14 protein-coding genes and 1 riboswitch are annotated in these 13,622 nt (G+C 40.5%); of the genes, 4 read left to right on the top strand and 10 right to left on the bottom strand.

Annotated elements, in window-relative coordinates; all coding sequences use genetic code 11:
* Positions 1-269 precede the first annotated feature (269 nt).
* The 4 genes from AWM74_RS06205 to AWM74_RS06190 form a co-directional block, all read right to left on the bottom strand.
* On the bottom strand, positions 270-1,367 hold the full coding sequence (locus AWM74_RS06205) for an SLC13 family permease (protein ID WP_026465741.1): 1,098 nt from the start codon (positions 1,365-1,367) through the stop codon (positions 270-272).
* A gap of 137 nt (positions 1,368-1,504) precedes the next feature.
* The gene (locus AWM74_RS06200) at positions 1,505-2,548 is read right to left on the bottom strand and encodes a CdaR family transcriptional regulator (RefSeq protein WP_026465742.1); all 1,044 of its coding nucleotides are present in this window, start codon (positions 2,546-2,548) and stop codon (positions 1,505-1,507) included.
* Positions 2,549-2,581: 33 nt separating this feature from the next.
* Positions 2,582-3,718, bottom strand: coding sequence for a glycerate kinase family protein (locus AWM74_RS06195; protein ID WP_026465743.1), 1,137 nt, complete (start codon positions 3,716-3,718; stop codon positions 2,582-2,584).
* Positions 3,719-3,743: 25 nt separating this feature from the next.
* A complete protein-coding gene (locus AWM74_RS06190; RefSeq protein ID WP_026465744.1) occupies positions 3,744-5,030 on the bottom strand; it encodes a GntP family permease in 1,287 nt (428 codons plus the stop codon).
* 252 nt (positions 5,031-5,282) lie between these two features.
* Between AWM74_RS06190 and AWM74_RS06185 the strand changes: the two genes are divergently transcribed.
* Complete coding sequence (locus AWM74_RS06185) at positions 5,283-5,486, top strand: hypothetical protein (RefSeq protein WP_148639034.1); 204 nt, start codon at positions 5,283-5,285, stop codon at positions 5,484-5,486.
* Between the two features lie 89 nt (positions 5,487-5,575).
* Here the strand turns inward: AWM74_RS06185 and thiD are convergent, their stop codons facing one another.
* Genes thiD through thiM form a run of 3 tightly spaced genes read right to left on the bottom strand, consistent with a single transcriptional unit; the run spans position 5,576 to position 7,866 of the window.
* Entirely contained in the window at positions 5,576-6,400 is an 825-nt protein-coding gene (gene thiD, locus AWM74_RS06180) for a bifunctional hydroxymethylpyrimidine kinase/phosphomethylpyrimidine kinase (RefSeq protein ID WP_026465745.1), read from the bottom strand.
* Positions 6,401-7,027, bottom strand: coding sequence for a thiamine phosphate synthase (thiE, locus tag AWM74_RS06175; protein WP_026465746.1), 627 nt, complete (start codon positions 7,025-7,027; stop codon positions 6,401-6,403).
* Positions 7,027-7,866, bottom strand: coding sequence for a hydroxyethylthiazole kinase (thiM, locus tag AWM74_RS06170; protein ID WP_051218200.1), 840 nt, complete (start codon positions 7,864-7,866; stop codon positions 7,027-7,029). The genes thiE and thiM overlap by 1 nt, the downstream gene beginning before the upstream one ends.
* A gap of 186 nt (positions 7,867-8,052) precedes the next feature.
* A riboswitch (TPP riboswitch) is annotated at positions 8,053-8,143 on the bottom strand.
* Positions 8,144-8,376: 233 nt separating this feature from the next.
* Between thiM and AWM74_RS06165 the strand changes: the two genes are divergently transcribed.
* Together AWM74_RS06165 and AWM74_RS06160 are read left to right on the top strand one after the other, a co-directional pair.
* Positions 8,377-8,874, top strand: a complete 498-nt coding sequence (locus AWM74_RS06165) for a GNAT family N-acetyltransferase (RefSeq protein WP_026465748.1) — start codon at positions 8,377-8,379, stop codon at positions 8,872-8,874.
* Between the two features lie 74 nt (positions 8,875-8,948).
* Positions 8,949-9,236 (top strand): YkvA family protein, encoded by a 288-nt coding sequence (locus AWM74_RS06160; RefSeq protein WP_236702824.1) that lies wholly within the window; start codon positions 8,949-8,951, stop codon positions 9,234-9,236.
* 174 nt (positions 9,237-9,410) lie between these two features.
* On the opposite strand, the gene AWM74_RS06155 is transcribed toward AWM74_RS06160, so the two are convergent.
* The gene (locus AWM74_RS06155; RefSeq protein ID WP_026465750.1) at positions 9,411-9,980 is read right to left on the bottom strand and encodes an NADPH-dependent F420 reductase; all 570 of its coding nucleotides are present in this window, start codon (positions 9,978-9,980) and stop codon (positions 9,411-9,413) included.
* A gap of 158 nt (positions 9,981-10,138) precedes the next feature.
* Positions 10,139-10,492 (bottom strand): winged helix-turn-helix transcriptional regulator, encoded by a 354-nt coding sequence (locus tag AWM74_RS06150; RefSeq protein WP_026465751.1) that lies wholly within the window; start codon positions 10,490-10,492, stop codon positions 10,139-10,141.
* 229 nt (positions 10,493-10,721) lie between these two features.
* Between AWM74_RS06150 and AWM74_RS09475 the strand changes: the two genes are divergently transcribed.
* On the top strand, positions 10,722-12,083 hold the full coding sequence (locus AWM74_RS09475; RefSeq protein WP_051218202.1) for a DNA/RNA non-specific endonuclease: 1,362 nt from the start codon (positions 10,722-10,724) through the stop codon (positions 12,081-12,083).
* An 83-nt stretch (positions 12,084-12,166) separates the two neighbouring features.
* Here the strand turns inward: AWM74_RS09475 and AWM74_RS06140 are convergent, their stop codons facing one another.
* Positions 12,167-13,606, bottom strand: a complete 1,440-nt coding sequence (locus tag AWM74_RS06140) for a 6-phospho-beta-glucosidase (protein ID WP_026465752.1) — start codon at positions 13,604-13,606, stop codon at positions 12,167-12,169.
* Between the last annotated feature and the right edge of the window lie 16 nt (positions 13,607-13,622).

Genomic DNA, 13,622 nt, shown 5'->3' with positions numbered 1-13,622 from the left:
TTCACTTATACCAATAAAAAAAGCCTCCCTAAATGGGAAGCTTAGGTCCCATCTAGTGTTTCAACACAAATAGGACATATGAAATTGGCTGCCGCCGAATTCCCTAAGTCCTAGAATCAATAATAATAATGACAATATGCTTATTATTTTGTGTTGTGCTTAACATAATGAGATGCCTCTTTCGTTTTCTAATATGATTTTAATTTATACTAAAAAGGTCAATAATGCAAGGTCTAATTAAAGAATAATGATAAAAAAGTGAGAAAAAGCTACCATGGGAAGAAAAGAAGGGCTAAAATCAGAATAAAAATCACATTTATTATGGTGAAGATCTTGAAATAAGCCCTAGAATCCATGGACATAGCGTTTCGAATAATGGTAAAACCGATTAAGTTAGCTAATGAAGCGACCATGGTCCCTAAGCCACCAATGTTAACCCCCATCAACAAGCTATGAGCCTGGTCTGTAAAGGGTGAAACCAGAATAGTGGTTGGAACATTTGAAAAGACTTGTGAAGCCAAGAGCCCTGTTAGGTAAGCCATGGTCTTGCTTGAAATATTAGCTGCCAACCAAGTTTGGACAAGTGTTAAGTCAGTAATGTTTCCGACTAACACAAAAAATGACGCAAAAGTCAGTAGCAATAAATAATCCACTTGCAGTAAATACCGCCAGTTAGTCAGTAGGACATAGGCTACAATGAAGGCCACGGTCCAATAAATATTGAATAAGCCAAAGATGGCAATGACCATGAGCACCATGCCAATGCTAGCTTGAATGACTATCGATCTATCTACTGCATTGCCCTCAACTTGTGTGTGGGCTGCCCTTTTCTCTACGAAGAAAGTTGCGACCATAACAAGGATAAAGCCGGCAACCACCAGGGGTAGGGTCCACCACATGAAGCTGACGAAATCGACTGGATAGGTTGAATAGATGATGAGATTTTGTGGGTTGGAGAAGGGGAAGAAGACCCCGCCTAGGTTTGCCGCCACTACGATTAGGGCTGCCCCGAGTACACGGCCCTTGAATGCTGGTAGGTGGCGCAGGATGTTCAAGTAAATCGGTAGTAGGGTCAGGACAGCGATGTCGTTGGACAATAGGAATGACCCGAAGAATGAAGCCAGGACCATGGATTGGACGATGACGCGGCTATTTCCGGACCAGTCGATCAATTTTATCGACGCCCACCGTAATAAGCCTGACGTCTGGAAAAAGGCTAGGACAATCATCAAGCCGAATAAACTGACTAAGACGTCATATTTGATATAGGTCGGGTCAAATTGGCCGAAAATCACAGCGATTGTGGCCAAGCTTGCGGCAATCACAAAGAGCAGGTTCTGCCGTACCCAAATGTTAATTTTATACATAAGTAAATCCCCTCAAATTTGTATTCCTATAAAAAAGCCACCAGCCAAGAAATCGGCGGTGACTACATTAATTGCTACATTATTTTACCAAAAGAATTGACCAGGACATACGAATAAATAGAAATTTTTTTGGGGATTTAGCGATGGGCATTTGGTTTAATTTTGTATCCTAGATAAACCAGCAAAACAAATAAATCAATAATGTTTCTAGGATTCAATTGGGTTTGTCTATGAATTTTCTCTAACCGATAATTGACAGTATTTCGGTGAATAAACAATTCCTCACTAGTTGCTCGCGTATCCAAATTATGTTTGATAAAAATAGCCAAAGTAGTGGCTAGCTCATCTTCCATTTGATCCACACGCTCAAATAAAACGTCGTCCTTTTTGAAAATACCGGGTGTAAATAAATAGAAAGGATGGTCTTTCACAAATACCGGACTTGTATGGTCAAGTTGGAGTAGTGAAAAGTAAATAGCTGTTTGCTGAATATTTGCAATACTTTCAGCGATATTTTGACCACTATCAACCCAAGTACCGTCATCTGTCAAAGCTTTTATATGCTCTCTACTCACCACATTTGTATTCACTAAAAGTAGTGCATCACTTTGGTAAGTAAATATAGTTAACTTCAATGATTGCGCTAGCTGCTTTAAGGCATTGGCTTCTTTAGATAGCACAACCGTCACTGATTGCGTTAAATCGATATGATATTTATCACTTGCTAGTTTCCTAATATCTTCCTCATATATGCCTTGAGTATTTTGAATCAAATCATTCATGAACATTTCATCATCTTGCTTCTTCTGCATAGATAACATGGCGTCTACTTCTTGTTCAATTAATAATTTAATCATAGAAGATAAGAGTTTCGTATAGTTTTGCACTTCTTCTGGTGCGCCTGAAATCCCTACTACACAAATAATCTTTCCTTGGATAGTGACCGGTTCATTAGCTCCCTGCCGTTCACCATCTTGATCACTATAAACTAATACCTTAGCTTTTCTTTGAAAGGCTTTTTTACCAGAAAAATGAAAATCGCCAATTCGATCTGGATCTCCACTCGCAATAATCGTACCATCTTGATCAATAATATTAATATTATAGGGGACATCTTCCATCAATTGATTCACATACTTTTGTGCTTGTTCTTTGGTCAAAACATAATGCTTTTCATTCACTGGACTGCCCCCTTTACTTAGCTATCTTAATATCTATACTAACACTCTTACAATATTTTCTGCAGTTTGTGCTAAATTAAATGTCGCTTGTTCTATTAATTCTTCTAATTTAGCAGCACCTGGAGCAGAAGAAAATACCGCATCAATACCAACTTCATAAAGTTCTTCGATATCTTCTCCTACTGTACCCGCAATAGCAATCACTTTTTTATCCGGGTTAACTGCTTTAAAGGCTTGGGCTACACCATAAGGGGTTTTACCAAATTTTGTTTGAAAATCGATCCCACCTTCACCAGTAAAGCAAAGGTCACAACCAGTTGCAAACTCTTTAAACTTCGCATATTCAAGGACAATTTCAATCCCAGTATGCATTTCTGATTGGGTAAAAGCCAATAAACCTGCTCCTAATCCGCCAGCAGCTCCTGCACCAGGAGTATCAATCACATCAATACCGAGGTCTTTTTTCAAGATTTCAGCATAATGTGCGAGATTTTGGTCTAAGGTTTGAATCATTTCTTTAGTTGCCCCTTTTTGCGGGCCAAAAACATTGGAGGCACCATCTGGTCCACAAAGTGGGTTGTTAACATCAGATGCAACAATTAGTTTTACTTTTTTTAGGGCTGGATGGGCTTGACTCATTTGAATGCTGGCTAATTGGTTTAAACTACCGCCACCGTATGGAATTTCGTCTCCATCACTATCTAATAATTGATAGCCTAAAGCTTGTGCCATACCAGCACCACCATCATTTGTTGCTGATCCGCCAATTCCTAAGATAATTTCTTCTATACCTTGATCAATACAAGCTAGAATAAGTTGGCCTGTACCATAGGTTGTTGTTACTAAAGGATTCTTTGTTTGTTCATTAACGTATCCGATACCAGAAGCTTCAGCCATCTCGATGACAGCTGTTTTACCATCCCCTAAAATGCCATAGCTAGCAGTAACTGGTGTCCCCAAAGGTCCAACTACTTCTAGTTGGTGGATGGTACCTTCAGTAGCGTCAACTAAAGATTGTACGGTACCTTCACCGCCATCTGCCATTGGTAAAGAGACAATTTCTGCATCCGGTAAAGCCCGTTTAATCCCTATACTAATTGCTTCACAAGCCTCTAAAGCTGTTAAACTACCTTTATACGAGTCAGGGGCTACGAGTATTTTCTTGTTCATACCTTCTTCTCCTTTTTATCCTTGATTATAAAATGCCGTAAATAATAGTAGCGACTGTAGCGATTGATAGACCAATAATTGATTCATAGCCAATACACTTCATTCTATCCGCAAACGACATATCCACTGCATCTGCTGATACGTGGAAATAAGTCCCATGTGGTAAATGATCGATCACTACTGCACCAGTATGAACCATAATAGCAGCATTGAGTGGTGCAATACCTGTTTGCAAGATGGCAGGCCCAAAAGAACCAGTAGCCAAAATAACACCAGTAGAGGTTGAAGCTGTTGCTGCCCCCATTAAGATACCGGAAATTGGTGCTAGTAAGACACTTGGCACGTTCCAAGTATCCATAATAGTTACAATTTGTGTTGATAAATCTGATGCAGTAATTAAACCACCGATTGCTCCGGCACCAATAATAATCAAAATAGTTGGTGTCATCCTATCCAATCCTGACTTAGTAAAATCAAGTATTTTATTGCTTTTACCCATAATCAATAAACCAATTAAGCCAGCTATTGGTAATACATAGAATGAATCAAAGTCTAGTCCAGTAACACCAACAGCTTGTCCAAGTGGACCTAGTAGTAAAAGTACAACTGCTAATACCGGCGCTATGAAGGCTTTCCCTACACTTGGTAAACTAGCTTGTTTAGTGTCATCAGCTTGACTTTCTTTTTCGTGCATCGTCACTTTAGTATATTTTGATTTAATCGCATTCGCCACTAAAACTGTTACCCATAAACCAAAAAGCGCTGGGATTAAACCACCCACCATGGCTTGAATAGTTGAAATCCCGAATCCTTCTGCTGCCGCAATCGTATTAGGGTTAGGTGAGATGATATTGCCGGCCTTTCCGCCACCTGACAAGGCAATTAGGATTGCAATCTTTGAATAACCATTCTCCGCTGCAACCGATAAAGCAATCGGCGCCACGATTAAAACGGCTACTGGAATAAAAACACCCACACCAGTAATAACCATTGTCGCCAGTGCCAAGGCAAATAGTGAAAAAGTACCCGGCATTTTCCGCACAATGAAATTGGCGATTGTTTCTGCTGCGCCAGACTCCATCATTACCCCCGCAAAAACACCTGCTGATAGGATTCTGATAACCGTACCCATTACACTTTGTGTCCCTGAAATAAGAACGTTCAAGGTCTGAACTAAGTCAGCACCTCCTACTAAACAGCCAACTACTGCACCAAAAATCAAGGCATATGTTGGGTTTAACTTCATTAATATCAATACAATAGCTAAAGCTAGTCCGATGATTGCTGAATACCATGGAATTACCATTTCCATTATGTCACTCCTCTATATATAATCATGCACACTTTGATTGCGCTTACATTAGTATATATTAGAACAGAAGAAAGCGTTTTACTATAGGGGCATAAACAGACATTTTTGTGCACTTGACCAATCAATAACCTTAGGCACTCCCTATTAAATACTTTTTAGTCAATTTCATAATTTGAAAGTACTATTTTGTTGTGGTAGATCATGACTTAATCGGACGGTTACAAGTTCGCGCTATTTAGAAAGGAAGTTATTTTGTTGAATTTACTCAAGAAACTTAGTCGCATTACCAATAGACCAATATGGAATGTGGTCTTCAGAATCATTGTAACCATTATTTTAATTTCGGCTATAGTTACTCAAGACAACTTCTGGAAAACAATTGCGCCCATCTTGGTGATTACTTTCCTAATCATAGATACAGTCTATGATATTAAAGTACGTAAATCGAAGAATTAACAAGCAGAAAACCCATAAAATATAATAAAGACCCACACTTTCGTAAAAATATATTTTACACTAGTGTGGGTCTCTTTCGTTCGTTCTTATTATTCACTTTCGACTAATACTTCATCTGACAAATCAGCCCAGTGGTTGGTTGGTCCGTGGCCATGGCCGACATTAATGCCATCTGCGATTGCGCCTTGTATAAACCGCTTAGCAATAATAATTGCTTCTTTCAATTCGCTGCCTTTTGCTAATTCAGCAGCAATGGCGGCAGATAATGTATCGCCTGTCCCATGGGTATTTTTTGTATCCACGCGGGGACTAGATAACCACAAAATTTCACCATTTTCCAAAAGTACTAAGTCCCGAGCTTTAGCAGCTTTGGAGTGACCGCCTTTTACAATAACATTTTTAGCTCCGTATCCTTGTAGTTTTACACTAGCCGCTAACATATCCGCTTCTGATTCAATCGTCATGTCCGCAATGATCTCAGCTTCTGGAATATTTGGCGTAACCAAAGTCGCTATAGGTAGTAACTGGTTTTGAATCGCATTTATGGCGTCTTGGTCTAAGAGCTGATGCCCCCCTTTAGCTACCATGACGGGATCAATAATTAATGGACCAAAGTCTACCTTTTTTAAGTTATTCACGACATTTTCTACATATGCCCCGTTAAATAACATACCTGTTTTAACAGCGCCAATCTTAAAATCTGCTGCAAGTGAAGCAAATTGTGCATCAATAAAGTCCAATGGTACCGGTAAGGATGACTGGACACCTAGGGTGTTTTGGGCAGTCAAGGCGACCACAATCGACATACCAAAGGCTTTGCGAGCTTGGAAAGTTTTCAAGTCAGCTTGAATCCCTGCACCCCCGCCTGAGTCCGATCCTGCGATTGTCACTACTTGTGGTGTTGAATTTACCATTTAGTCCACCTCCAAAATATCTGCTACTTCAGCTTTTAAATCTCTTACGCGTTGTGTCACCGAATCTGCCAACATAATTTCAGAAACTACTGAAATCCCCGCAATCCCACTACCGGCTAATGTTTTGATATTATCCAATTGAATGCCGCCAATTGCGACAACTGGGATAGCTACTTGGCTGCTGATCGTCTGTAAAGTTTCTACTGTTACTAGGCTGGAATCCTTGGTAGTTGTTGGGAAGATGGCCCCGACACCCAAATAGTCCGCCCCTTGTTGGTAGGCTTCTTCTGCCCGCGCTAAGGTTTTGGCTGAAACCCCTAAAATCTTATCCGAACCAATCAGTTTTCGTACAACATCTACAGGTAATTCATCATCGCCAATATGAACACCAGCAGCATCCACCGCCAACGCTAGATCTACCCGGTCATTAATAATTAAAGGTACGGCATATCGGTCCGTAATCGCCTTTAATTTTAAAGCTAATGCATATGCATCACGACTCGTCGCCGTCTTATCGCGGAATTGCACTAGAGTAACCCCTGCTTTTATAGCTTCTTCAACCACTTGTAAAAAGGCGTCTTCTTGGTAATCAAAACTCGCTGTGACTAGGTATAAACTGTAATCCATTATAGTTGACCTCCCTTGATACCTGTTAACCATTCATCGTCTGCCAACAATAGAGACAGGTTATTCAATGTTGCTTGTCTAAAATCAGCTAGGCCATGTGTTGTTGCCTCCGCTTTTTCACCACATAAATTGAAGTAAGATACCGCTAAAATCACAGCCTCTAGGACTGGTTGACCAGCTCCTAATAAGGCTGTAATCAAGGCACCGACAATATCTCCCGTCCCAGTAAAGCGACCAAGATTGGCTACGCCATTCTTCAAGTAGTAAATGCCTGACGCATCAGCGACCACGTCTACTGGACCTGTCGCTAATAAGGTTGTACCGGCATGGTCTGACACCCATTCTTGCATAGCTTGTCCCAGTTCTACTAAGGCCGCTTCATTTTGGTCATCTTCACCTGCGTCAACACCTCGTCCCGTTGACCCTAAACCACAGAAAGTCCGCATTTCAGACAAGTTGCCTTTGATGACATCTGGTGTGAATGCGCTGATTTCTTGGGCTAAGTCGTTACGCAAGGGACTGGCTGAAACCCCCACTAAATCCAGAACGAAAGGCGTGTCTGTTTCGTCAGCTGTTCTAGCAGCCAATAAAATGTTGCGGATTTTTTCAGGCGATAAACTCCCAATATTGATCATGGCCCCATCGTTTTGATTGAAGAAATCTTCCATCTCAGCTGCCTGGTCTGCCATGACTGGTGCCGCCCCCACATATAATAAGGCGTTGGCCACCGATTCCACCGTCACGGTATTGGTTAAGCACTGGATTAGCGGGCTTTTGGCTAATGGGAAGGGGTTGTCGTAAGTTGGTAAAGCTTTTAATGTATATAAATCGATTGTCATCTTTTAAATCCTTTCAATATCGCATCTTTTAAATCAATATGGTGAAGTATCATTGGTGTTCAATTATCTAGACACCTTTTGGAAAACAAAAAAAGCCCCCTTTCCTGTCAGTATTCGACAAAAGGGGGGGAAATAGTGTCCAAATGAATGATAGCAAGGCAAAAAGCCAAATGAATCATATTTTCGACAGTATTTACTACATTTTCCTTCGCCAGTATTAACTGTATCAGGTTCCATGGGTATAATCTCAGCTGTCACAGCACCCCAAATGTCTCTATGAATTAACTCTATTCAAACAATCTTTTAAAGGAATGTCAACCCTCTCAATTCGAGGCATTATTGAACGATAGTTTAAAAAATTAAGCCTTAGGCCTTATGCTTCACCTATCATCACCTTAGATGGCATATTGTCTGTCTAAAGAATATTATTGTTTACGCACTATTGTAAGCATGTGATTCGTATGGATATAATAAGGGAATTCGACACAACTTTATAGGAGGTCTAAAAGTATGAAAATTTTTAAACATTACACTCAAGTCGACACGGAAGTTCTTAGAGAAATATGGAACGATATTTTGGTGGACGGTGTCGCCTTCCCAGGTTTAGACCTCTATTCAAGTGCCGCATTTGAGAAGAAACTGGCTGCTTATGACCAAGTTGACGTCTTGCTGGTGGATGATCAGATTGCTGGCTACTACCTGATTAAAGCAAATAACGAAGGGCGCGCTAGTCACGTGGCCAACGGGACTTACGCAGTGAATAAAGCCTTCCGGGGTCAGGGTTTGATCAATGACTTAGTAGCAAAATCCATTGAAACGGCTAAAATGCACGGTTTTAGAGGGATTCAATTTAACGCGGTTGTGGCCGAAAACAAGGCTGCTATCCATACTTACGAGAAATTTGGCTTTGAAATTGTGGGAACTATTCCAGGCGGTTTCCAAGTGAAAGACGGTCGTTATGTGGATATGCATATCATGTATCTAGATTTAACGAAGACAAATCCCTAAATTAGGTCTTAGGACGGATACATCAAATCCCTTTTCCATTTAATATATAGACATGAGAAAGGATGATGTACGCAATGAAACAAACATCAAAAATGACCTTGGGCAAGTTCGCCAAAGCCTTATTTAATAAGGAAACACCTACCTACATCAAGGCGATTACTGGATTAGCACTCGCTTATACCGTCTTCCCAGCTGATGTCTTACCAGATATCTTCGGTCCCTTGGGATTTGTGGATGACGCAGCTGTAATTGGTGTCTTGACGACGATTGCCATGTCCTTATTAGATAATTACAATGAAAAACAATCTACGCAAACAGCCAATACACACACCGACTTTGATCCAAATAAAGTGATCAACTAGATTAAAATACCTACCCCTAAAAGCCGTGAAACCCACTACCCCGGGTGTTACGGCTTATTTTTTTGTGGATGTGGCAAAATAAAAACCACCAACAAGCTAGTATTAACTGAGTCGTTAGTGGTTGTGTTAAATCTATAATATTTTTATAACTAATTCTAGTCTCTATATCGGGCTTTATTTAACTACTGCAAATCCTGCTGTCCAAGCGATTTCTTCGCGGGCTGCTAATGTGATTTGTAGGAAGCCAATTGCTTCTAATTCACGAGCACGTGATAATTCACCTGCGTCTACAAAGTTCAAGCCACTACCTTCTAATGCATCTTTGAAGGTTGCTTTAGCGTCTGCTTCACCGGCTGCTAAAACAGTTGTCGTGTTGTCGCCAACTTGTTTAGAGGCTAATGTAGTTCCAAAGTTTGTGTTGAAAGCTTTGATAACTTTCGCACCACTTACTTTTGCTTGGATTTCTTGGGCTGCTGATGAGTCAGCTGGTACGACTAAACCATCGAAAGTGTCGAAATTTACTGGGTTTGTGATATCAACAATGATTTTGCCCGCTAATTCGTCAGCGTAGTTAGAGATGATGCCATCTACTGCTGCATAAGGCACTGCCAATACAACAATGTCGCCTAATGCTTGTTTACCGTCTTGAGAACCGATGTAAGCGACGTCGTTTCCTGCTTCTTGGAATAAGCCACCGATTGCTGAACCCATGTTACCTTTACCGAATACTGTAATATTTACCATGTTTATATACCTCTTTCATTTGTAAGTTTATTGGTTACTTGTTGATAGGTATATTTAACCATGAAAATCCACTTACTAAAAGTAGGCACTTTTTCCTTAGCTACTTACTTATTGGTAAGTAATGACGGATACCAAGGCTTTGCCAGCAAAAAATATTTTTAATTTTTTTCTGTATTTTCAATTCCAGGCAGGTTACCGTTCAAATAATCGTTCCCCCAGGCCCGCATCACTTCAATAATAGGTCTTAAGGTATCGCCCAATTCACTCAAGGAATACTCCACTCTTGGTGGCACTTCTGCATAGACGGTCCGCTGGATAATCCCGTCTGACTCCAACTTGCGCAGGTTTTCCGTCAAGACTTTCTGACTGATTCCTTCAATAGACCGGTGCAGTTCATTGAAACGGTAAGTTCCCTTTAATAATTCTCGAATAATTAAAACCTTCCATTTATTCACAATTAGATCGACCGTTGTCGCTACTGGACATACCGGTAATTCTTCTTTCGCTAACATGATTTCACCTCAATCGACTTTCTATTACAAGTATCATACCAGAAATTTTCCTGATGATTATTGTAAAAAGACTATAGACATTGATTTTGTGAACTCTTGACGAGAAATAATTTTATCTATTTTACATTTTGTAAATAAAAGAACGATAATCATTGCAGTTTAGAATGACGGCCGATATAATGTTAGGCAATATGGGAAAGAATAGATACTTTTGGGAGAAATATAAATAATGAAGAAAAAGAATATTAACTGGTTACGTTTGTTGGCTTACTTGGCTTTACTGATAATATTTATCTTGTTATCACCATTCATTTTAGTTGTTGCGCCTATTCTGGCCTTGTTTTTCTACAAGATTAAGCCAAATAATCAATGGTTGAGAAACAGCTTGATTGCCTCAGCAGCTGCATTAATCGGTACGATTGTCATCTTTTCAATAGACACAGGTGAAACCGAAGCCGATCAAACCGACCTTCAACCACAAGAACAAGTCATAACCTCAGATCAAGATGCTGATGAGAATTCCGCTGATGATTCTGAATCAGCGGCCGAAGAAGCGGCTGCTAAGTCCGCTAAAGATGCGTCACAAAAATCCTCCAAGGAATCTTATGACAAAAAATTAGCCGCTGAATCAAGTGCACGCCAAGCCTCTTCTATGAAACGTGCTGAATCAGAGTCTAAAGAAAAAGCAGCAGCTGAATCTAAAGTAAAAGCCGAAAGTGAAATTGCCAGCCAAGCAAGCGCTGAATTCACAAAAGTACGTACAGTACCTGCTGGGCAAACTTATATAGAAATTAACAATAATATCCCTTACTTTACAGATGCGGATATTACATCGACTGAAGCCTACGAATCATATGGTGAACTGGATAGTTTAGGTCGGGTAACCGCCGCAAACGCTGTCCTCGGAGTCGAACTGATGCCTACTACAGAACGTGGTGATATTTCAGATATCAAACCCACTGGCTGGCAACAAGCTAAGTATGCCAACGTTTCTGGTGGTTGGTTGTATAACCGATCTCATTTGATTGGCCACCAACTAACTGGTGAAGATGCCAATGCCCGCAACTTGATGACTGGGACTAGATGGTTTAATGTTGAAGGGATGTTGCCATTTGAAAACTTTGTGGCTAACTATATTGAACAAACAGAAAACCATGTCCGCTACCGTGTTACACCAGCATTCGAAGGTGATAACCTACTTGCATCCGGTGTTTACATGGAAGGTCTCTCTATTGAAGATAACGGAGCGACTATCCAATTCAATATCTATGTACCAAACATCCAACCAGACGTCGAAATCAACTATGCAGACGGCTCATCAGTAGGTCCTGAAGGCCCAACACAAGATGAATCATTACCAAACTTGAACCAATCTTCAACCGTTTCTGAAACTGCCCCTGCAGCCGAAAGTGCACCCGCTACTACAGCGCCCGCTTCCGGCGGTGATGTCAGTTCGGTTGATGCCAATGGCAACGGTCAGGTAACCATTAAAGAAGCCAAAGCAGCAGGCTTCTCAATGCCTATTTATTCAGACCATTGGTTGTATCCATATATGGACGACCGTGACGGCGATGGTATGGTTGGTGAGTAATCCGCCCTACAAGTTGTATATACGCGAAAAAAGACGAAATGCGCTTCGACAAAAGTGCATTTCGTCTTTTATTATTGTAATGATTAAGCTAAGTCTTCTCCGTCTGAGTCAATTGCTTTACGGAACCAATCAAATGAAGCTTTTTTAGAACGCTCTAGCGTTCCGTTACCTTCATTATCGCGGTCTACATAAATCATACCATAACGTTTTTTCATTTCTCCTGTTGTAAAGGATACGATATCAATCACGCCCCACGGTGTGTAACCCATTAAATCAACGCCGTCTTCGTCAACAGCTAATTTGATTTGTTCAATGTGGTCACGTAAGTAAGCAATCCTTGCTTGGTCATGGATCTGACCGTCAGCGTCAAACTCATCTACAAGTCCCAAGCCATTTTCCACGATAAATAATGGCACTTGGTAACGGTCGTAGAAGCGATTTAGGGTATAACGTAAACCGATTGGGTCGATCGCCCAACCCCAGTCTGAGCGTTCGATATATTCGTTCTCAACTTCATGCGGTACACCACCGTGGACTTTGTTAGATGCCTTGATTGGCTCATCTTTATCCACCATCGTTGACATATAATAAGAGAAACCTAAGTAATCAACTTTACCATTTTTCAGAATTTCTTCATCACCATCTAAGAATGGAATTTCAATACCGTTACGTTCAAATTCCTTTAATGAATAATTTGGATAGTACCCGCGCACTTGCACATCTGGGAAGAAGTAACGCATGCGCATAGTTTCTTCAGCTAAGAAGACGTTGGCTGGATCACCAGTTTTTGGATAAACTGGCACGTGTGAAACCATCGCACCAATTTCAAAATCAGGATTAATTTTTTTACCTGCTGCAACAGCTAAAGCTGAGGCAATTAAAGTATGGTGGGCTGCTTGATACATGACTTGTTCAGGATTTTCACCCTCTTCAACAGTCACACCTGCATTTGTCCACAAGAATACAGGATTTGAATAATCCATCATATTGTTGATTTCGTTGAAAGTCATCCAGTATTTCACTTTATCTTTATAGCGTTCAAAGACAGTTTCAGCAAATCGTACAAAGTGGTCAACTACTTCACGGTTTTTAAAACCACCGTAATTTTGGGCTAAATTCAATGGCATCTCAAAATGCGTTACTGTAATGACTGGTTCGATATCATATTTTAATAATTCATCAAAGAAATCATCGTAGAATTGTAAACCTGCTTCATTTGGTTCTGCGTCATCTCCATTAGGGAAAATACGTGTCCAGTTAATAGATGTACGGAAAGCTTTTAAGCCCATTTCAGCAAATAGCTTCACATCTTCTTTGTAGTGACCATATAAGTCAACTGCTTCATGGTTAGGATAGTATTTATCTTCTTCAACTGTTTTTGTAATTTCACGTGGTTGGTTAGGGCCACCAGCAGTCATTACGTCGGCAACACTTGGGCCTTTGCCGTCAGCATTCCAGCCACCTTCAGCTTGATGAGCAGCGATTGCGCCACCCCATAAGAAATCTTTTGGTAATTTTGCCATGATTGATAAACTCCTT

Source organism: Aerococcus urinaeequi, from assembly GCF_001543205.1.
GTDB lineage: Bacteria > Bacillota > Bacilli > Lactobacillales > Aerococcaceae > Aerococcus > Aerococcus urinaeequi.
This window is presented reverse-complemented; position numbering and strand designations above follow the sequence as displayed.